This is a genomic window from Streptomyces ureilyticus (assembly GCF_011045025.1).
Lineage (GTDB): Bacteria > Actinomycetota > Actinomycetes > Streptomycetales > Streptomycetaceae > Streptomyces > Streptomyces ureilyticus.
The window spans coordinates 1-20531 of the sequence record NZ_JAAKZX010000114.1 but is presented as its reverse complement, the minus strand read 5'-3'; the positions used below and the strand labels follow the sequence as shown (position 1 = coordinate 20531).

Below are 20531 nucleotides of genomic sequence, written 5' to 3'. Positions count from 1 at the left end.
CATGCCGCCGGGCCCTCCGCGGGCAGTGCCACGATGGGCCGCCGATCGTCTGCGGCTCCGTCGGGGCTGGTCGCGCCCGCGCGGCGGAGCCGCAGCCTCCCCCTCTCCGCCACGCCCCCGGCCAGAAGACCGTCCTTGAGGAGCCCTGATGCAGATCTTCGCCATCGTGGCGTCGCTGGCGCTCACGCTGGCCGCCCTGTTCGTCCTGGTCCCCGCGGTCCGGAGCATGCTCCGGGTGATCCGGATGGGTGGGCCCGCTAGCCCGGGCCGTACCGACGATCCGGGCGCTCGTACGGTCACCATGCTCAAGGAGACCGTGCTGCACACCCGGATGCTGCAGTGGACCTGGGTCGGCGTCATGCACTGGTTCGTGTTCGCGGCGTTTCTCTTCCTGAGCACCGCGGTGGCGGGCGCCTACTTCCAGCTGTTCGACCCCGAGTGGGCATGGCCGATCGTGGGCCACTGGTACCCCTTCGAGTGGTTCAGCGAGTTCATCGGGTTGCTGAGCACGGTCGGCATCGTCTGGCTGATCGTCTACCGGCAGAAGCACCACCCCCGCATCGAGGGCCGCAGGAGCCGGTTCTTCGGCTCGACCTTCTGGCAGGCCTACTTCGTGGAGTTCCTGGCCCTGCTCGAAGGTGCGGCGATCCTGTTCATCCGGGGCGCGGAGTTCCACCTCGCCGATCATGAGCACGCGACCCGCGCGCACTTCCCGCTCTCGTCCTGGCTCGGTGACGCGCTCTACCCGGCCGGCCAGGGCACCAACGAGAACCTCGTCTACTTCATCGCCTTCTTCAAGATCGCGCTGGCGATGGTCTGGCTGATCGTCATCGGCCGCAACCTGACCATGGGCATCGCCTGGCACCGGTTCACCGCCTGGTTCAACATCTGGTTCAAACGGGAGTCCTCGGGCCGTACGGCACTGGGCGCGGTCAAGCCGCTGACCGTCGGCGGCAAGGCCGTCACCCTGGACGACATCGACGATCTCGACGAGGACACCACGCTCGGCGTCGGGGCGATCGAGGACTTCTCCTGGAAGGGCCTCCTCGACTTCACCACCTGCACCGAGTGCGGTCGCTGCCAGTCGCAGTGTCCGGCCTGGCACACCGAGAAGCCGCTCTCGCCGAAGCTGCTGATGAAGGGCCTGCGCGAGCACACCTATCTCAAGGCCGCCGGCCTGGCCGGACACACCGAGCGGGCGCTGATCGGCAAGCCCGACGCGGACGAGGGCTCGTACAACCCTGAGGGTGGCGACTTCGTCATCGACGCGGACGCGCTCTGGTCGTGCACGACGTGCGGCGCCTGCGTCGAGCAGTGCCCGGTCGACATCGAGCACGTCGACCACATCGTCGACATGCGCCGCTACCAGGTACTGATCGAGTCGAACTTCCCCGCCGAGCTCAACCAGCTCTTCAAGTCCCTTGAGAACAGGGGCAATCCGTGGAACATGGCGCCGAACGCGCGCATGGACTGGGCCAAGGGCCTGCCGTTCGAGGTCAAGGAGGTCGGCAAGGACCTGGAGTCGCTGGAGTCGGTCGACTGGCTGTTCTGGGTCGGCTGCGCCGGCGCCTACGAGGACCGGGCCAAGAAGACCACCCGCGCGGTCGCCGAGCTGCTGCACATGGCCGGCGTTTCCTTCGGCGTACTCGGCAACCGCGAGACCTGCACCGGTGACTCGGCCCGCCGTGCCGGCAACGAGTTCGTCTTCCAGGGCCTGGCCCAGGAGAACGTCGAGACCTTCAAGGAGTTCAAGGTCAAGAAGGTCGTCGCGACCTGCGCCCACTGCTTCAACACGCTCAAGAACGAGTACAAGGCCTTCGGCATCGAGCTCGAGGTCGTCCACCACACCCAGCTGCTCAACCGGCTCGTACGCGAGGGCAGGCTGACGCCGGTCGCCCCCGAGGCCGGCGCGAACCAGCGGTCGATCACCTACCACGACCCGTGCTATCTCGGCCGGCACAACCAGGTCTACAGCCCGCCGCGCGAGCTGCTGCAGGTGGTGCCGGGCGCTTCGTACGTCGAGATGGAGCGCAACTCGGAACGGTCCTTCTGCTGCGGGGCCGGTGGCGCCCGGATGTGGATGGAGGAGAGCCTCGGAGAGCGGATCAACATGAACCGCACCACGGAGGCCGTCGACACCGGTGCCGACCAGATCGTGGTCGGCTGCCCGTTCTGCCGGGTAATGCTCTCCGACGGAGTCTCAGCCCTCCAGGCCAAGTCCGGCGCGCGCGAGGAGGTCGAGGTCCTCGACGTCGCCCAGATGCTGCTGGCCTCGGTCAAGGGTGACACCACGACCAAGCCCGAGCAGGCGCCCGCCGCCGCTCCCACCGCCCCGGCTGCTCCAGCCACTGCTCCTGCAGAGCCCGCCGCTTCCGACGCCGCTGGGGCATCGCTCTTCGACGAGGCCACAACCGAGCCTGCCGCTCCGGCCACCTCGGGCGGCTCACTCTTCGACGCGGCACCCGCCAACCCACCCGCAAAGCTGGCTTCCGGCGGGTCACTCTTCGACGCGGCACCCGCCAACCCACCCGCAAAGCTGGCTTCCGGCGGGTCACTCTTCGACGAGCCCACACCCGAACCCGCCGCTCCAGCCACCCCGGGCGCCTCACTCTTCGACGCGGCACCCGCAAAGCCGGCCCCCGGCGAGTCGCTGTTCGACCAGCCCACAAACAAGCCCACTCCTCCTACCGCCTCGGGCGGCTCACTCTTCGACGAAGCACCCACCGACCCACCCGCAAAGTCCGCCCCCGGCGGGTCACTGTTCGACCAGCCCACAGACGAGCCGACTCCCGCGCCGACCGCCTCTGGAGGGTCGCTCTTCGACATCCCCGCCGACGAGGCACCGGCACCCGCGACCACCGGAACACCGGAGCCGACAGCCGAAGCCACCGCGAAGCCCGCGCCGTCAGGCTCCCTCTTCGACATCGAGGAGGAGCCGACCGCCCCGGCCGCTCCCGGGGAGTCGGCCCCGGCCACGGCCACCGGCGGTGCGTCGCTCTTCGATATCCCGGAGGCGATGCCTGCGGCTCCGGCCCCGTCCCCGGAGCCCCTTGAGGAGCCGGAGGCACAGCCCGAGCCGCAGGCCGAAGCCGCGCCGGAGCAGCACGAGGCCCCGGAGAAGCCGAAGGGCCTCTTCGACTACTGATCGCACCCGACCCGACGAGAGACCGCCCGCCCCCATGCCCGGGTTCCGGGCATGGGGGCACTGCTCGTCCAGGCTGACGCGGGCGCCAGGCGGCCGACCAGGCCCCGCACCCGGCAGCCCGGCCGGCGCTCAGCGGTCAGGCCGAGCCGCCGCCCGGTGCACCCGCGCAGGTCAACCTCGGCCTGGTCCCAGTTGGTCTTCTTCGCGAGCTCGGCAAGCTCGGCGGGGTGGGCAGCCGGTCGCGCCTGGCGCGGGGCCGACCGCGTTGCAAGGTGCGCGGCGCCCCGCTTCGTACAGCGCAGCAGGTACGTGGCAGGGCGGCGCCGCACAACGAGGTGCAGGCGCCCACCCCGCGCAAGTGGAAGTCTCCGGCCGGCAGCAGACCGGCGAGCTCGCAGACGGTCAGAGCACGCCGCGGATCTCGCGGGCGAAGCCGGCGATGTGCTCGAGGGTGAGGTGCTCGGCGCGGTCCGCGTCGCCGTCGGCGACGGCGTCGAGCAGGTCCGCGTGCTCGGTGATGTGGTGAGCGAGGTCGGGAAGCCGGTCGATGACCAGGCACCAGATGCGGGTGGCCAGGTTGTCGTAGCGGATCAGCACGTCCTCGAGGTGTGGGTTGCCGGCCGCCTTGTAGATGAGCCGGTGCAGCGACATGTCCGTCCGCATCATCGCGGTGCGATCACCGTGCGGGCTCTCGAGGCTCCTCACCTCGGCGGCCTTGGCTCGCAGCGCGTCGCGCATGGCGCTGCTGGCGTGGACGGCGGCCCGCCGCGCCGCGAACGGCATGAGCTGCTCGCGGATGTCGGCGATCGCCCCGAGCTCGGTCACGTCGATGATGGTGGCGAATGTGCCCCGGCGCGGGTAGGAGACCACCAGGTGGTCGGTCTCGAGTCGCTTGAGCGCCTCGCGAACGGGCGTGCGTCCGACGCCGAGCTCAGCGGCAAGCTGGCTGTCGTTCATCGGCTCGCCGGGCCGGATGTCGAGCATGACCAATCGATCCTGAAGGCGCTCGTAGGCCCGGTCGGCCAATGACATCGGCGCCGAATCAGTCACAGGGGAGACCTCGGTGCTGCTCATCTTTCGGCCGCCTCTTCCTTAAGCGCGGGACGGTTGGCATCAGCGTCCTACCGTTGACATACATCAAATATATCAGTTCGCTGGGGTGGACGTACCGACTGTACTGGCTCCTTGCCCGACTCTCCACGGCGGAGCTTGGCCATGTGCCGGCCCGACCGCCTCAGGCGCGAAGGAGGGCCCGGCAGGCTGTCACCACAGCCTGCCGGGCCCTCCTCAGGGGTACGTCCACTCCCCCGGCCGGGTACAGCAACCCGGCCAAGTGGCGGCCCTACTTCAACCAGGCCTCCACCTTGTCGCGGTTGGCGTCGACCCACTTCTTCGCCGCCGCCTCCGGCGTCATCTTGTCCACCGCGATGTACTTGGCCACGGTGTTCTGGTCGTCGTTCGTCCAGGTGAAGTTCTTCACCAGGTCATAGGCCGGGCTGCCCGACTCGGAGAACTTCTTGCTGACGATCTTGTCGAGCTTGTACACGGGGTAGTCGCACGCCACCTTCTCGGCGTCGGCGTCGCAACCATCCTTGTACTCGGGCAGCTTGACCTTCTTCAGCGGCACCTCGGACATGAACCACTGCGGCTCGTAGAAGTAGCCGATCATCCATTCCTTGTCCTTCTCCGCCTTGCGGAAGGCCTGGATGAGCGCGGTCTCGCTGCCCGCGTACACGACCTTGAAGTCCAGCTTCAGGTTCTTGACCAGAGCCTCGTCGTTGGTGACGAACGACGGGTCACCGTCGAGGAGTTGGCCCTTGCCGCCGGACTCGGAGGTCTTGAACTCGGCCGCGTACTTGTTGAGGTTGTTCCAGTCGAGGATGTCGGGGTGTTCCTTGGCCAGCCACGGCGGCACGTACCAGCCGATGAGGCCTTCGTTGCCGGTCGGACCGGCGTCGATGGCGGTCTTCTGGTCGGTGATGTACTTCTTCTTCAGGTCGTCGTGACCCCAGTTCTCGACGACGGCGTCGACCTCGCCCGTCCCGAAGCCCTGCCAGGCGATCTCTTCCTTCAGGTCCTTCTGCTCCACCTTGCAGCCGAGGTCCTGCTCCGCGACGTGGGCGAGGACCGCCGCATTCGCCTCGTAACCCACCCATGGGTTGACCGCGAGATTAAAGTTGCCGCATTTGCCTGATTCGCCCGAACTGCCGGACCCCGAGGAGCTGTCTTCCACCGTCGCACCGCCGCAGGCGGTGAGGGCGAGGCCGAGGGCCGCTATGCCGGCTGCGCCGGCTCTCCAGTGTCTTGCTTGCCTTGCCATGGTCAGTTGCTCCTTACGCGCTGGTACGCCGCGCGGCTGCCTGAGTGATCCGGTCGAACATAACTCCGAGAAGGACGATGGCCAGCCCCGCCGCGAGCCCCTTCCCGTACAACTGTCCCTGCGAGAAGCCGGCCACGACGTCGTAGCCGAGGGCGCCCGCGCCTACCAGGCCGCCCACCACAACCATCGACAGCACATAGATCAGGCCCTGGTTGGTGGCGAGGGTCAGGGCGCTGCGTGCCATCGGCAGTTGAACCTTGGTGATGATCTGCCAGGTGTTGCACCCGGCGGAAGTGGCCGCCTCCACAGTCGTCTCCGGGACGTTCCGCACCCCGTCCGCGACGATCTTGATCGCGACGGGTGTCGCGTAGACGACGGCGGCGACGATCGCGGTGAAGCGGGTCGCGCCGAACAGTGCGAGGAACGGCACCAGATAGACGAACGGCGGCATGACCTGCGCCGCGTCCAGCGTGGGCCGAAGCAGCCGGTCCACGAGCGCGCTGCGTCCCATCCACACGCCGAAGGTCACGCCGATCAGCATCACGAGCACCGTGGCGACGAGGGTCGAGGCCATCGTCGTCATGGCGTCCGACCACACGCCGGTGCCGAGCAGCAGGCCCACGCACACGGCCGTGGTGATGCCGGCGCGCCAGCCGCCGAGCACGACTGCGAGCGCGATCAGTGCCGCGCCGACCAGCCACCACGGGGAGTCCGTGAGCACTGCCTGGAACGGGTTGAGCAGACCGTTGGTGAGGGCGTCGCGGAAGGCGTTGGTCAGGCCCGAGAGGTTGTCCTGCACCCAGGTGGTCACGCTGTCCGCTGTGCTCGAGATGGTGCTGCCGGTGCGCCCCTCGCCGGGAAACTCCGCGGCCCATAGATAGGTGTTCGACATGTAGACCAGGACCGCCGTGACCACCGCACCCGCCGCCAGCAGCGGGCGTCGCCAGGTCAGGAAGCGGTTCTTCGAACCCCGGGCGGCCTCCTCGCGTGTGCTCGCCGCGGTGGTGACCCGGTCCAGCACGATGGCCAGGACGACGATGGCCAGGCCCGCGTTGAAGGCCGTACCGACGTCGAGCGTCTGGAGAGCGCTGACGACGGTCTTGCCCAGGCCGGGCGCGTCGATCAGGGCCGCGATGGTCACCATGGCCAGGGCGGCCATGATGGTCTGGTTGACGCCCATCACCACGGTCCGCTTCGACATCGGCAGCAGCACCTTCATGAGGGACTGCCGTCGCGTGGCGCCCATCGAGTCGGCCGCCTCGACGGTCGTCTCCGGCACCGTGCGGATGGCGTGCGCGGTGATACGGATCGTCGGCGGTGCCGCGTAGATCATGGTGGCGATGGTGGCGGAGGCCGGGCCGATGAGGAAGAACAGCGTCAGCGGGGCCAGGTAGACGAAGGTCGGCATCGTCTGCATGAAGTCCAGGAAGGGCGTGATGATCCGGTTGACCCGGTCGGACAGCCCCGCCCACACGCCCAGCGGGATGGCGAACAGCAGCGCCACGAACACCGCGCACAGGATGAGCACCAGGGTGTCCATGCTCTCCTGCCACAGGCCCTGCAGCCCGAGGAAGGTGAAGCCGGCCACGGCCAGCAGCGCGACTCGCCAGTTGCCCACCGCCCAGGAGACATAGCCGGCGATGCCGACCACGCCCAGCCAGCCGATCTGCGGCACCGGCCGGCCCGCGGGCGGCTGGGAGATCAGCTCCTGTACGAAGGTCACCAGGTTGTCGATGACCAGGCGGATCTCGTTGAAGAAGTACAGGAACAGCGGGTTGGAGTTGCGGTTGGCGCCGATCGAGTCGTTGACGTCGTTGAACCACCGGTGCAGATCGGTCAGGTCCGCCGCCGCCAGGGTGAGGGTTTGCTTGCCGCGCAGCACGGCGAACAGCACCAGCCAGATGACCAGGATCGCGGCGATCACCATGGACCGGCTGACCTTGCGCACCCTCTTGACGGGAGCGGCCGGCTCCACGCCTTGGGACTTCTCCGGTTTCTCTGTTTTCTCCATGGCGACGGTCATCACATGTCGCCTTCCTGCCCGGCGACCACCGCGAGGATCTCCTCGTCACCGACGATCCCGAGCAGCTTGCCGCCCTCGACGACCTTGACCGGCTTGTCCGCCGCCAGCACCGCCCGGGTGGCCTCCTTCACCACGACATCCGGGCCCATCTCCGGACCGTCCAGCTCGTCACCGTCCTCGACCGGCCGCATGATCCACCGCAGGGTCAGCACATCGCCGCGCGGCACATCCTTGACGAACTCGCGCACGTAGTCGTCGGCCGGGGCGCCGACCAGTTCGTCGCCGGTACCGCACTGCACCATCTGGCCATCGCGCATGATCAGGATGCGGTCGCCCAGCTTGAGCGCCTCGGACAGGTCATGGGTGATGAACACCATCGTCTTGCCGACCTCGTGATGCAGCCGGATGACCTCGTTCTGCATGTCCCGGCGGATCAACGGGTCCAACGCGGAGAACGGCTCGTCGAAGAACATCACGTCCGGATCACCGGCCAGCGCCCGGGCCAGCCCCACGCGCTGCTGCATACCGCCGGACAGCTGGTCCGGGTACGAGCCCTCGTAGCCGGCGAGGCCGACCAGCTCGACGACCTCCATCGCCCGCCTGGCACGCTCGGCCTTGCCCATGCCGCGGATCTCCAGTCCGAACGCCACGTTGTCCACGACGCGGCGGTGGGGCAGCAGACCGAAGTGCTGGAAGACCATGGAAAACTTGCGGCGGCGCAGCTCCCGCAGCCGCCCCGCGTCCGCGTCACGGATGTCCTCGCCCTCGAAGACGATCTCACCCGCGGTCGGCTCGATCAGCCGGGTCAGACATCGCACCAGCGTGGACTTGCCGGAACCCGACAGGCCCATCACGACGAACACCTCGCCGGGCGAGACCTCGAAGTTCACATCCCGTACCGCGGCGGTGTTCCCGGTACGGTCCATCAGCTCGCGCCGGCTGAGCCCGCACAGCTCCTCGGACTCCGGTACCTGCTCGGCCTTCGGCCCGAACACCTTCCACAGATTGCGCACGGATATGACCGGCGCGCCATCCGAATCCTGGGTCGTGCCGCTCCGCTGCGGCACCTCGGTCTTGGTTGGGGTCACGATCGACCTTTCTTCGGCGTTCAGCCGCGGAACCAGTACTGCGGCCGGGGTCGGAAGTTCTGCCAGATGTACTCGGGCTCCGCCGGAATGCGTTGCGCATCATGCACCCAATTGCTTGTGGTGGAACACCTTGGCGAATGCGCAGACACACGTCAAGGGGGTGACGGATGACCATTAGCTCATCAAATTGCACAAAACCCGCGTCGGTCGCGGGTTGTCGTATACGACCTCCGGTGCACATGCGAGCAGGGCCGACCCAGCTCGTCAGCCTGCACAGTACCGGCAGCGTCACCTCGAAAGCCCCGGCGAACGGGTCCACACCGCCCGCCGAGGACTGAAACGTCGTCCACACCGGCTCCACACGGAGCCGGTCTCCCGATGTCTATCCCGTCTGCTTTTGTGCGTCGCGATGGCGGTAATACGCGGCCTTGGACGGGGCCAGTGGCTCCTTGCCGAGGATCAGGTCGGCGGCCTTCTCGGCGATCATCATCACCGGCGCGTAGATATTGCCGTTCGTGACATAGGGCATAACGGAGGCGTCCACCACGCGCAGGCCCTCCACGCCGTGCACCCGCATGCTGGCCGGGTCGACGACGGCCATCTCGTCGGTGCCCATCTTGCAGGTACAGGACGGATGCAGGGCGGTCTCACCCTCCTTCGCCACCCAGGCGAGGATCTCCTCGTCCGACTCCACCGCAGGACCGGGCGAGATCTCCCCGCCGTTATAGGGGGCCATCGCGGGCTGATTGAGCAGCCTGCGCGCCACGCGGATCGCCTCGATCCATTCGCGGCGGTCCTGCTCGGTGGACAGGTAATTGAAGCGCAGCGCCGGACGCTCGCGCGGATCCCTGCTCTTGATCTTCACCGAGCCGAGGGCATCGGAGTACATCGGACCCACATGTACCTGGTAGCCGTGACCGCCCGAGGGCGAGGAGCCGTCGTAGCGGACCGCGACGGGAAGGAAGTGGAACATCAGGTTGGGGTAGTCCACGTCCTGGTTGCTGCGGGCGAAGCCGCCGGCCTCGAAGTGGTTGGTGGCGGCCGGCCCCTTACGGAAGAGCCACTGCAGCCCGATGAACGGGGCGCGCCACTTCGCCATGTACGGCTGCATCGACACCGGCTGCTTGCAGGCGTACTGGATGTAGACCTCCAGATGGTCCTGCATGTTCTCGCCGACCCCCGGCAGATCCTGCACCACATCAATACCGAGATCCCCGAGTTCCTCGGCGTTGCCGACACCGGAAAGCTGGAGCAGCTGCGGGGAGTTGATCGCACCGCCGCACAGGATGACCTCCCCGGCACGCACCTGCTGCACGGCACCCCGGCCGCGCCGGTACTCCACACCCACGGCCCGCTTGCCCTCGAACAGCACGCGGGTGACCAGCGCGCGGGTGGTGACCGTGAGGTTGGGCCGCTTCATCGCCGGCTTGAGGTACGCCTTCGAGGCCGACAGCCGACGCCCGCGATGGACGTTGCGGTCGAACTTGGCGAAACCCTCCTGCCGGTAGCCGTTGACGTCGTCCGTGGGCGCGTAACCCGCCTCCTCGGTGGACTTGAGGAACGCACCGAACAGCGGATTGGTCGCCGGGCCGCGTTCCAGCACGAGGGGACCGTCGTGACCGCGGAACTCATCATCCGCATCGGCGGCAAGGCAGTTCTCCATCCGCCGGAAGTACGGCAGACAGTGCGCGTAGTCCCAGCTCTCCATCCCGGCATCGGCCGCCCAGCGCTCGTAGTCCATGGGATTGCCGCGCTGGAAGATCATGCCGTTGATGCTGCTGGAGCCGCCCAGCACCTTGCCGCGTGCGTGGTAGACGCGTCTGCCGCCCATGTGGGGTTCGGGCTCGGACTCGTACTTCCAGTCGTAGAAGCGGCTGCCGATCGGGTAGGTCAGCGCCGCGGGCATGTGGATGAAGACGTCCCACGGGTAGTCGGACCGGCCGGCCTCCAGCACCAGCACCCGGTTCGCCGGATCCGCGGAGAGTCTGTTCGCCAGTGCGCTGCCGGCCGAGCCACCGCCGACGATCACGAAGTCGTACTGAAGGGGAGCCATGGTGCCTCGTCTCGCTCGCGCCATAGATACGCGAGCATGCTAGCCACGGTATCGCTATACGCACCAGGTTGCGTGCAGCGCAACCTGCAAAGACTTCGTTTCGCCGCCGTTACTTGAAGTAGCGTTGTTTACTCTGGGTATAGTTGCGTTGTGAGCAACTACAACATTGATACCGGAACCTCAAATTCACATGCTGGCGGAGTGCAGTCGGTCGACCGTGCCATCAGCGTCCTAGAGATCCTGGCTCGCCGCGGCGAGACAGGTGTCAGCGAGGTGGCGGCCGAGATCGATGTTCACAAGTCCACCGCGTTCCGCCTGCTCGGCGCCCTGGAGGCGCGCGGCCTGGTGGAACAGGCGGGCGAGCGCGGCAAGTACCGTCTGGGCTTCGGCATCGTACGGCTGGCCGGTGCGGTCACGGGACGCATCGACATCACCCAACAGGGCCGCCCGGTCTGCGAGGACCTCGCCGAGGAGATCGGAGAGACCGTCAATATCGCGGTGCGGCAGGAGCATTACGCGGTCAACCTCTACCAGGTGCGCGGCCCGGGAGCCGTCACCGCACAGAACTGGGTCGGCCAACTGACCCCGCTGCACGCCACGTCGAGCGGCAAGATCCTGCTGGCTTACCTCCCCGCCAAGGAACGCGCCGCGATACTGGCCACCTCCGGCATGAAGAAGGTCACCCAGCACACCATGACCGCGAAGACGAAGCTCGAGAAGAACCTCGTCGACGTCCGGGAGAGTGGCTACGCCTGGGCCCTGGAGGAGTTGGAGCTCGGCCTCCACGCCTTGGCCGCTCCGATCCGCAACCGGGACGGAGAGGTCGTCGCGGCGCTGAGCGCCTCCGGGCCGGCGTACCGGCTCAGCAAGGAGCGCCTGCACGAGCTCGCTCCCGTGCTGATGAAGGGCGCGGAGGAGATCAGTCACCGCATGGGGTACTTGGGCTGAGCGGCCCGTACACCACCGAAGCGCCCTATGGCCACACAGCCGTCGCTACTGCGACTGCTGTGTCCCCAGGCGCTCGTGCACCCAGTCGTGGAAGGCACCGATGTGGTGTTCGCTGGGTACCAGCACGCCCCCCTTGGCGTACAGCCGGGAGTTCATCCCGGGCTGGGTGCGCTCGCAGGCGTCGAAGTCCTGCTGGTTGACGCGGTCGAAGAGCTCCACGGACCGGCTGACGTCCTTGCCGCTCTCGACGACATGGGGGAGATAGAGCCAGTCACATTCGACGATCGTGCGGTCGACGGCCACCGGGTACATGCGGTGGAAGATCACGTGGTCGGGTACGAGGTTGATGAAGACCTGCGGCCTGACGGTGATCGCGTAGTAGCGGCGGTCCTGGTCCTCGGCGACGCCCGGGATGCGGTCCAGGCCCTCGCCGCCGTCGACGGTGAAGCCCTGGACTTCCGTACCGAACTCGGCGCCGTGACCGACGTAGTACTGGGCGGCGAAGCCGTCGGCGAACTCGGGGAGCACCTCGGTGAGTTCGGGGTGGATCGTGGCGCAGTGGTAGCACTCCATGAAGTTCTCGATGATGAGCTTCCAGTTGGCCTTCACGTCGTACACGATCCGCTTGCCGACCGAGAGGGCCGCGATGTCGTAGCGCTCGATCGCCTCGGCGTCGCCGAGGCGGCTGACGACATCGCCGATGACGTCCTCCTCGAAGGAGGGCGGGTTCTCCGACAGGCAGACCCAGACGTAGCCGAGCCATTCGCGGACGGCGACGCTCACCAGGCCGTACTCGGAGCGGCCGACGTCGGGCATCTTGGTGAGGTTGGGTGCCGCGACGAGCTTGCCGTCCAGGCCGTAGGTCCAGGCGTGGTACGGGCACTGGAAGGCCCGCTTGACCTCGCCGCTCTCCTCCGTACAGAGCCTCGCTCCGCGGTGCCGGCAGACGTTGAAGTAGGCCCGGACGGAGTTGTCTCTGGCGCGGGTGACCAGGATGCTCTCGCGACCCACGTCGACGGTGCGGAAGGCGCCGGGCTTCGCCAGGTCGGATGAGCGCACGGCGCAGAACCACATGGTCTCGAAGATGTGCTCCTGCTCCTGGCCGAAGACCTCGGGGTCGGTGTACGAGGAGCCGGGGAGGGTGGCGATCAGGCTGTTGGGCAGGCTGGTCGAGGTCACGCTGCACTCCTCGGGAAACGTCGTGGATCGGTCATTCACGCGCCGGGAAGAGCGACTCCGGACGGCGTTGTGTATGGAGCAACGCTGCGTGCCATGTGAAACCGCAGCATGGGATGCCTCAGAGGCGGTGTCAAGAGGTCGTACGGGCGAGCTGCTTGCGCCAGCGAGTGAACAGCCGCGGCTGGTTCATCCCGAGCGCGGCGACCGGCTCACCGGCACGCCGGTAGACGGCCAGGACGTTGCGGTCGTCCGCCGCGCCCTCCTCGATCGTCACGCTGTCGGCGCCGGCCGCATGCCCGGCGAACTGGATCTTCACGCCGTACTGGTCCGACCAGAAGTACGGCGGCCGGGGCACGCCCGGTTCCGTCGCGCCCCAGGCCAGGAGCGTCGCGATGGCCGCGTCGGGGCGTTCCCGCGCACCGGTCCAGTGCTCGACGCGGCGATGGGCGCCCGCACGGGGGTCGTACCAGTTGGCGCAGTCGCCGACCGCGACCACACCGGCCAGGCTGGTGCGGCCGTCCGCACCGCACTTGACGCCGTTGTCGAGCTCGACGCCGGATCCTTCCAGCCACTCCACGCACGGCCGTGCGCCCACACCGACCACGACGATGTCGGCGGGGACGCTGCGCCCGTCCTCGAGCAGAACGGCGTCCACCCGGCGCTCCCCGCTCAGCCCCTTGACGCCCACGCCGCACAACAGCCGTACGCCGTGGTCCGCGTGGAGCGCGGAGACGATGGCACCCATGGTCTCGCCGAGCGGTCCGGCGAGCGGTGTCGGGGCCACTTCGACCACCGTCACGTCGAGCCCGAGGGCGTAGGCGGTGGAGGCGACCTCGGCACCGACGAATCCGCCGCCGATCACCACAAGGCGTCCGCCGCCGGCCAGTTCCTCCCGTAGCGAGCGGGCGTCGTCCAGGGTGCGCAGGACGTGTACTCCGGCCAGGCCCTCGGAGCCGGGCAGGGTGCGCGCGGCGGCGCCGGTCGCGACGACGATGCCGTCGGCGCGGACCTCACGCCCGTCGGCGAGCCTGACGGCACGGTCCGTACGGTCGAGTCCGGTGGCGCGGGCGCCGAGCAGCCACTCGGCCCCCAGGTCCTCGTCGTCCATCTCCAGCACGAGATCCGCTTCGCCCATGGTTCCGGCCAGGAACTCCTTGGACAGGGGCGGCCTGTCGTACGGGCGGTGGAGTTCATCCCCGATGACCACCAGCCGCCCGTCGTAGCCCTGCTTCCGCAGTGAGCGCGCCGCCGAAAGACCGGCCAGCGAGGCGCCCACCACGGCAACCGTCCTCACGCGAGGGTTCCCGCGAGCTTGCGGGCGACGCAGTGCGGCAGGTTGGGGGCGACCGTGGACAGCTTCACGTAGACCATGCCGTTGTCGACGACGACCTCGTGGGTGCGGACGGGGAGCTTGGCCGGCGGGGCGTCGACCTCACCGGTCTTCAGGTTGAACTTCGAGGCGTGCAGGGGGCATTCCACCCAGCAGTCCTCCACCCAGCCGTCGGCAAGCGAGGCGTCCTGGTGGGTGCACGTGTCGTCGATGGCGAAAAGCTCGCCGTCCTCGGTGTGGAACACCGTGACGGGCGGGTCGATCTCGAGCCGGAAAGCCTCTCCTCGCGGGAGATCCGCCAGAGGGCACGCGGGAATCATCATGACCACCTCGGGTGCGTATAGCGAAACGGATTGCGGTTAGCGCAACCTCAGTTTGGGGTCGGCCCAGAACCGCTGTCAAGGCATTCAGGAGGCCCGTTCCGGCACAGATTGGTGTCGCCCATCACGCAACTGGTGTCGCCATAAGAAACAAGCCAGTCGAGGGGCAGTGAGGGCGAGTGACGCGGAATCAGGCCTTCGACCTGCCCAAAGGGGGCATCCAGCCGTCGGATGCCCGTTCGCGATCGCGGGACGAACGCACGCACGCCCGCCTCGGCGACGTTCATGGCCGAGAGCGGGCGTGCGCTGCGCTACGAGCGGGGGTCAGAACCCGCGGTCGATCCACTCCTGAAGGTGCGGGGCCTCGGCGGCGATGGTGGTCGTGTCCCCGTGGCCGGTGTGTACGACGGTGGTGTCGGGCAGAGGCAGCAGCCGGTACCGGATGGAATCGACGATGGTCGGGAAGTCGCTGTACGACCTCCCCGTCGCCCCCGGGCCGCCCGCGAAGAGGGTGTCACCGCTGAAGAGGGCCTTCAGGGCAGGCGCGTACAGGCAGACCGCACCCGGGGCATGGCCGGGGGTGTGCAGCACGGTCAGTTCGACACCGGCCACGGCGAGGAGCTGGCCGTGGGACAGCCCGCCGTCGGGCGTCCGGTCCGGGTGGGTCTGCTTCCACAGCTGCAGGTCGTCGTCGTGGAGCAGGATCGGGGCGCCGGTGCGGTCCGCGAGTTCGGGTGCGGCGTCGATGTGGTCGTTGTGGGCGTGGGTGCACACGATGGCGCGAAGGGTGCGCTCACCGAGGGCTTCGGCGATCGCCTCGGCGTCGTGTGCGGCATCGATGACGACGGCCTCGGTGTCGTCGCCGATGATCCATACGTTGTTGTCGACATCCCAGGTGCCGCCGTCGAGCGTGAACTGGCCCGAGGTGACGAGATGCTCGATGCGGACGCCGGCGGTCACAGGACCACCACCGAGCGCAGTACGTCGCCGCCGTGCATCCGCTCGAAGGCCTTCTCGATGTCGTCGAGCGCGATGGTCTCCGTGACGAAGGCGTCCAGGTCCAGACGGCCCTGCAGATAGAGGTCGATGAGCATCGGGAAGTCCCGGCTCGGCAGGCAGTCGCCGTACCAGGAGGACTTCAGCGCGCCACCCCTGCCGAAGACGTCCAGCAGCGGCAGCTCCAGCTTCATCTCCGGGGTCGGCACACCGACGAGTACGACCGTGCCCGCCAGGTCGCGGGCGTAGAACGCCTGCTTGTACGTCTCGGGGCGGCCCACCGCCTCGATGACCACGTCGGCGCCGAAGCCGCCGGTCAGCTCGCGGATCGCCTCGACGGGGTCGGTGCCCTTTGCGTTGACGGTGTGGGTCGCACCCAGCTTCTCGGCGGTGTTCAGCTTGAGGTCGTCGATGTCCACCGCGATGATCTTCGCCGCGCCCGCCAGGTTCGACCCGACGACCGCCGCGGCTCCGACGCCGCCACAGCCGATGACCGCGACGCTGTCACCGCGTCCGACGTTGCCGGTGTTGATGGCCGCGCCGATGCCCGCCATCACGCCGCACCCCAGCAGACCGGCGGCGGCCGCCGACGCGGCCCGGTCCACCTTCGTGCACTGCCCCGCCGCCACCAGCGTCTTCTCCGCGAACGCGCCGATGCCCAGCGCGGGCGACAGCTCCGTGCCATCGGCCAGGGTCATCTTCTGCTTCGCGTTGTGGGTGCTGAAGCAGTACCAGGGCCGTCCGCGCTGGCAGGCCCGGCAATTCCCGCACACCGCACGCCAGTTGAGGATGACGAAGTCACCCGGGGCGACGTCGGTGACGTCCTCCCCCACCGACTCCACGACACCCGCGGCCTCGTGGCCCAGCAGGAAGGGGAACTCGTCGTTGATACCGCCCTCGCGATAGTGCAGATCGGTGTGACAGACCCCGCAGGCCTCGATCTTCACCAGCGCCTCTCCCGGACCCGGATCGGGCACGTTGATCGTTTCCAGGCTGACGGGGGCGCCCTTCCCCCGCGCGACGACAGCACGGACCTGGTGAGTCATGGCCACTCCTCGGGTGATACGGATTCGTGTTGCCCATTACGGCACACACTTCATGTCCCGCAACACAGCATCGTGGAGTGCCGACCGGGGGGTCAAGGATCTGGGCACCGTGACTGGCACGCCGTCGCTGTGCCAAAGGTCCAGGCCTGGCTCGATGAGAAGAGGTCGGGTGCCGGGAGTGCGTCGCCTACGCCCTGTCCGGCGCCCGTCACTCCTCGGTCGCCGCGTCGCAGGTGACTTCGTCGCGGGGTACGTACCGCGTCTTGAAGGTCTCCCGGTCGACTTCCCTGCCGCCCTCCTTGAAGACCCGGTCGACGGCGACGTCGAAGCCTTCGAGCGGGGTCTGCGGCACGCACTTCTCTCCGGCTGCACCCTCGCGGGTTCCCGGCTCCTTCACACTGGTGCGCGGGCCCTTGACCGCTTCCACCGCGTCGTACTTCTTCGTGCCGAGGAAAGTGATCGTGACGGAGGTGTCCGTGGCCTGCGCGTCGATGTAGAGGGCGTTGCCCGAGTCGTTCCTGAACTTCAGGTCGAGACTGCCCCAGGCCACCGTCGCCTCCCTGCCCTCCGGGTAGCGCTCGATGTAGAACGAGTGGGCCCCGTACTCCACCGGCTTCACGCCGGCGAAGAAGACAGCGTTGAAGAGCGTCGTGGCCACCGTGGAGACGCCGCCTCCGGCAGCCTTCTCGAACTGGTTGTTGTTGATGATGATGCCTTCCACGAACCCGTTGGCCTTGGTCCGCTCGCCCACGGTGCCGTTCAGGCTCCAGGTCTCGCCGGGCAGTACGACCGACCCGTCGATCAGCTCCGCCGCACGGCCGATGTTCGTGACGCGGTAGGGAACCGGCTCGAAGTCGACCGTGAACGACGACATCTTCTCCTTGATGCCCAGGCGGCCGACGTTGTCGCGGGTCAGCTCGGGCTGTATCTCCTTGGTGGCCACCGCCCCGCTGCGGGCCGCCCCGGACTTCGTCAGCAGCGGCAGTACGGCCTTGTGAAACGCCTCGGCCGTGACCTCCTGCCCGGCCTTGCCGTCCGAGGCCACCACCACTCCCCCGCCCTCCGGGCGCAGCCTCGCGTTGACCGGCTCGCCGGTGGCCCGCGCGAGCGGAGTCGCCAGCGCCGGATCGGCCATGAGCCCCTTGCCGTCCAGTGCGGGTGCCAGCCGCTTCTGCCCGTCCGGCCTCATGGTGAGGTGCTTGCCGAGCGTCGCCGGGCTGATCTCGATGTCCCGGTCGCCCACGGTGAGCGTGACCGGCGCCGACATCGCGGGGTCGGCGAATTCCTTCATCGCGCGGTTCACTTCCGCCGTACCGACCTGGGGTTCGGCCGTACGGACCGGCAGCCGCACCGGCTCGTTCCCCAGTCCCGGGACCGCTGACACCACGGCCTCGACCGCGCCGTCCACGTCCAGGGACCGCCCGGTGACCGGCCGCGTCTGCACCGGCTCACCCGCACGGAAGGTGACGCCGCCCTCCCGCGCCTTCCGGTCGTACGCCTTCGCCTTCTCGGCGAGTGACGCGCGGACTCTCTCCTCGTCCACTCGGATCACCGGCTCGACCTCGCGGTCATCACTCGCGAACAGGCGGCCGATCACAGTGAACGGGTCGGACCCCACCTGCGCTGCACGGGCGACCGTCTCCTCGCTGTCCAACGAGACACCGGACATGCGGACGGTGCCGGCACTGTCGCCGAGGCGCACCTTCACCGGTTTCGACCAGGTCCCGCCCAGGCTGCCGTCCAGCTTCTCCCGCGCCTCCGAGCGGCTCACCCCTCCGATGTCCACACCGCGCACCCGGGTCCCCTCGGGGACGTCGTCACCGGAGACCAGCAGGCCCACCAGATACAGCCCGCCGAAACCAACACCCACCGCCCCCGCCACGAGCACGACACGACGGCCTATTCGGCGACGACTGGCCAAGTCGGTGCCGTCGGATATGTCGAGAAGGGACAAGCGGCTCACTGGATTCTCCTCGCTGCGACTGTCGCGTTGGCGCGGGCAAAGCCGCACCGGGGCCGCTCGCCAGGCGATGATAGGGAGAAGTCCGTGGTGGCGCCGTTAGGTCCGTCACTGGCACGGGGTGCCCGGGCTGGGCTCCCCCGTGGCGCGACCGGCAGGATTCGGCGCCCCCTGTGCGCAGGGCGACCGGCCGACCTCAGCGCCCCACGCCCGCGCCCGCGCGTGCGGGAACCTCGTCGAGGGCGGTCCGGCCGTCCGCCCGGCTCCGGACCAGTGGTCGATGAATCGGCCCTGTGCCCTGGGACAGGGGCAGGCCCGCACCCTGGTTGGCGCAGGCGATGATCTCCGCGACGGGACCGGAGTGTTGGGCGCCAGGGTTCATGCCCGCCAGCCCGGCAACCGGATCACCCAATCCACGGGATTTCGGGAGGGCCGCGGATCGACTCGGGATGGCGCAGCCACCGCTGTCGAGGGCGATCGGCAGGCTAGAACGCAGAATGGGGATCCGATTGTTCGAGCGCACCAGTCGTCGTGTCGATCTCACGGCGGCCGGCGCCGCTTTTCTGGCCGAGACCCGGCAGGTGCTGACCGCATTGGATGCCGCGGTGTTGCGCGCTCAGCGCAGCGGCCGCCCTCACCGGCTGGTGGTGGCCGCACGGCAGGGCACCGGATCCGGACTCCTGGCGGACGTGTTGCGCGCCTATCGACGTCAGCACGGTGCGGCCGACGTCGAGGTCGTGTTCACCCGGGACCCGGCCGACCTGGTGCGCAACGGTTCCGCGGACATCGCACTGACCTGTGACCGCAGCGGTCTCGACGGACTGGAACGCTGCGAACTGGCCCAGGTGGAAACGGTCGCGTTGGTACCCCAGGATCACTACCTCGCGGCAGAACCGGTCATCTCGGTTGCCGACGTCCCAAGAGACAGGCTTCTCCGTCCACTACTGCCAGAAGGCACGCCGGAGGTCATGCTCGGCGACCTCATCGACCAAGTCGCGATGGGCGAACTGATCGTCATGGTGGGGGCGGCCGCGGCCGACCGGATCGGATCCGCCGTCACAGCGGTTCCTGTTGTCGACGCACCGCCGACACAACTGGCGCTGACATGGCGCCAGAATGTCCCGGCCGCGACGCGTGACGCGTTCGTACGTACTGCAAAAAACGTCGCGTCCGGGCACCTGTTTCCCTCAGTCCCAGGGGCCTAGCTGGGTAAGCCTCGTCGAGCCAGGACCCGACGTTGGGAGTGTCCGTGGTTCCCGGCGACAGCGCGTTGACCCGGATGTTCCGGCCCTTGAGCTCGTTCGCCCAGGTCCGGGCGAACGAGCGGACAGCGGCTTTCGACGCGTTGTAGACGCTCATACCTGACGTTCCGACGCGCCCTGACACCGAGGCGACCAGCACGATCGATCCGCCATCGTTGAGCAACGGAAGCGCCTTGCTGACCGTATGCATCGCGCTTCTGACGTTGATGTTGAAGACACTGTCGAAGTGTTCGTCCGTGACGTCTTCGAGTCTGGCGATTTCGGCGGTCCCGGCGTTCGCGACCACCACGTCGACCCGGCGGCCGTCGTTGCGCACGGCGTCGTACAGCCGGTCGAGGTCCGCCGGGTTCGAGGCATCTCCCTGGACGGCGATCGCACCCGTCTTCGTCGCGGCGGCTTCCAACTCCTGCTTCCTGCGGCCGGTCACGTAGACCACCGCGCCCTCTTCGATGAATCGCTGCGCCGTGGCGAGACCGATACCTGAACTGCCGCCGGTGATGACCGCGACCTTGTTGTCGAGCTTACTCATGGCATCGAGTCCAACACCGCTCACCTGCGAGAACAATGACAGTTCCGGTATGCGGCGGTACCCGGACGGTATCGATCGAGGTGCCGTCCAGCACCTCGGTGCCGACCGAGATGGCGTCGGGGGCACCGCCGAGGTGGCGCCGCCCGGACTATCGGCACGGCCACGCCCCGCCGCCCGATACGCCTGCCTCCATGACGCTTCTGCGAAAGGACTTCCCAATCGTGATGTCAAGCCGCTGCTGTGACGGGAGGTGAACCTTGGTAGCACTGTCCGTCACGGATCATGGCCCACAGGACGTTGAGGCGTCGGCGAGCGAGGGCGAGCAGGGCCTG

14 protein-coding genes and 2 pseudogenes are annotated in these 20531 nt (G+C 68.2%); 3 read left to right on the top strand and 13 right to left on the bottom strand.

Going from position 1 to position 20531, the window contains the following annotated elements; translation table 11 throughout:
• Positions 1-148: 148 nt before the first annotated feature.
• Positions 149-2317 (top strand): annotated as a pseudogene (locus G6048_RS29360) ((Fe-S)-binding protein); the annotation flags it as partial.
• Between the two features lie 1230 nt (positions 2318-3547).
• Here the strand turns inward: G6048_RS29360 and G6048_RS29355 are convergent.
• From G6048_RS29355 to betA, 5 genes are all read right to left on the bottom strand, one after another.
• Entirely contained in the window at positions 3548-4219 is a 672-nt protein-coding gene (locus G6048_RS29355; protein ID WP_165342617.1) for a GntR family transcriptional regulator, read from the bottom strand.
• Positions 4220-4487: 268 nt separating this feature from the next.
• A complete protein-coding gene (locus tag G6048_RS29350) occupies positions 4488-5465 on the bottom strand; it encodes an ABC transporter substrate-binding protein (RefSeq protein ID WP_165342616.1) in 978 nt (325 codons plus the stop codon).
• Positions 5466-5478: 13 nt separating this feature from the next.
• Entirely contained in the window at positions 5479-7005 is a 1527-nt protein-coding gene (locus G6048_RS29345) for an ABC transporter permease (RefSeq protein WP_408056187.1), read from the bottom strand.
• Positions 7006-7487: 482 nt separating this feature from the next.
• Positions 7488-8576 carry a quaternary amine ABC transporter ATP-binding protein gene (locus tag G6048_RS29340; protein ID WP_165342614.1) on the bottom strand — a complete coding sequence of 363 codons (1089 nt, stop codon included), beginning with the start codon at positions 8574-8576 and terminating at the stop codon, positions 7488-7490.
• A gap of 382 nt (positions 8577-8958) precedes the next feature.
• Complete coding sequence (gene betA / locus G6048_RS29335) at positions 8959-10629, bottom strand: choline dehydrogenase (protein ID WP_165342613.1); 1671 nt, start codon at positions 10627-10629, stop codon at positions 8959-8961.
• 201 nt (positions 10630-10830) lie between these two features.
• Here betA and G6048_RS29330 point away from each other — a divergent pair, with 201 nt between their 5' ends.
• A complete protein-coding gene (locus G6048_RS29330) occupies positions 10831-11577 on the top strand; it encodes an IclR family transcriptional regulator (RefSeq protein ID WP_165342612.1) in 747 nt (248 codons plus the stop codon).
• Positions 11578-11622: 45 nt separating this feature from the next.
• Here the strand turns inward: G6048_RS29330 and G6048_RS29325 are convergent, their stop codons facing one another.
• From G6048_RS29325 to G6048_RS29295, 7 genes are all read right to left on the bottom strand, one after another.
• Positions 11623-12756, bottom strand: a complete 1134-nt coding sequence (locus G6048_RS29325) for an aromatic ring-hydroxylating oxygenase subunit alpha (RefSeq protein ID WP_165342611.1) — start codon at positions 12754-12756, stop codon at positions 11623-11625.
• Between the two features lie 130 nt (positions 12757-12886).
• Entirely contained in the window at positions 12887-14050 is a 1164-nt protein-coding gene (locus G6048_RS29320) for an NAD(P)/FAD-dependent oxidoreductase (RefSeq protein WP_165342610.1), read from the bottom strand.
• The gene (locus tag G6048_RS29315; protein ID WP_165342609.1) at positions 14047-14409 is read right to left on the bottom strand and encodes a bifunctional 3-phenylpropionate/cinnamic acid dioxygenase ferredoxin subunit; all 363 of its coding nucleotides are present in this window, start codon (positions 14407-14409) and stop codon (positions 14047-14049) included. Before G6048_RS29315 ends, G6048_RS29320 begins: the two co-directional genes overlap by 4 nt.
• A 321-nt stretch (positions 14410-14730) precedes the next feature.
• Positions 14731-15366 (bottom strand): MBL fold metallo-hydrolase, encoded by a 636-nt coding sequence (locus G6048_RS29310; RefSeq protein ID WP_165342608.1) that lies wholly within the window; start codon positions 15364-15366, stop codon positions 14731-14733.
• Positions 15363-16448 (bottom strand): S-(hydroxymethyl)mycothiol dehydrogenase, encoded by a 1086-nt coding sequence (locus G6048_RS29305; RefSeq protein ID WP_165342607.1) that lies wholly within the window; start codon positions 16446-16448, stop codon positions 15363-15365. The genes G6048_RS29310 and G6048_RS29305 overlap by 4 nt, the downstream gene beginning before the upstream one ends.
• A 208-nt stretch (positions 16449-16656) precedes the next feature.
• The gene (locus tag G6048_RS29300) at positions 16657-18369 is read right to left on the bottom strand and encodes a VanW family protein (protein WP_206342268.1); all 1713 of its coding nucleotides are present in this window, start codon (positions 18367-18369) and stop codon (positions 16657-16659) included.
• Between the two features lie 235 nt (positions 18370-18604).
• Entirely contained in the window at positions 18605-18790 is a 186-nt protein-coding gene (locus G6048_RS29295; protein ID WP_165342606.1) for a hypothetical protein, read from the bottom strand.
• Here G6048_RS29295 and G6048_RS50040 point away from each other — a divergent pair.
• Positions 18747-19340: pseudogene (locus G6048_RS50040) on the top strand (LysR family transcriptional regulator); the annotation flags it as partial. The gene G6048_RS29295 and the pseudogene G6048_RS50040 sit on opposite strands and share 44 nt — an antisense overlap.
• A gap of 124 nt (positions 19341-19464) precedes the next feature.
• On the opposite strand, the gene G6048_RS29285 reads toward G6048_RS50040, so the two are convergent.
• Entirely contained in the window at positions 19465-20235 is a 771-nt protein-coding gene (locus G6048_RS29285) for an SDR family NAD(P)-dependent oxidoreductase (protein WP_235990469.1), read from the bottom strand.
• Positions 20236-20531: the final 296 nt, after the last annotated feature.

Bases quoted from the DNA above. Each gene is read 5' to 3' on its own strand.
- G6048_RS29355 (WP_165342617.1), bottom strand. From the start codon at position 4,219: ATGAGCAGCACCGAGGTCTCCCCTGTGACTGATTCGGCGCCGATGTCA.
- G6048_RS29350 (WP_165342616.1), bottom strand. From the start codon at position 5,465: ATGGCAAGGCAAGCAAGACACTGGAGAGCCGGCGCAGCCGGCATAGCG.
- G6048_RS29345 (WP_408056187.1), bottom strand. From the start codon at position 7,005: ATGGACACCCTGGTGCTCATCCTGTGCGCGGTGTTCGTGGCGCTGCTG.
- betA (WP_165342613.1), bottom strand. From the start codon at position 10,629: ATGGCTCCCCTTCAGTACGACTTCGTGATCGTCGGCGGTGGCTCGGCC.
- G6048_RS29315 (WP_165342609.1), bottom strand. From the start codon at position 14,409: ATGATGATTCCCGCGTGCCCTCTGGCGGATCTCCCGCGAGGAGAGGCT.
- G6048_RS29305 (WP_165342607.1), bottom strand. From the start codon at position 16,448: ATGACTCACCAGGTCCGTGCTGTCGTCGCGCGGGGGAAGGGCGCCCCC.
- G6048_RS29295 (WP_165342606.1), bottom strand. From the start codon at position 18,790: ATGAACCCTGGCGCCCAACACTCCGGTCCCGTCGCGGAGATCATCGCC.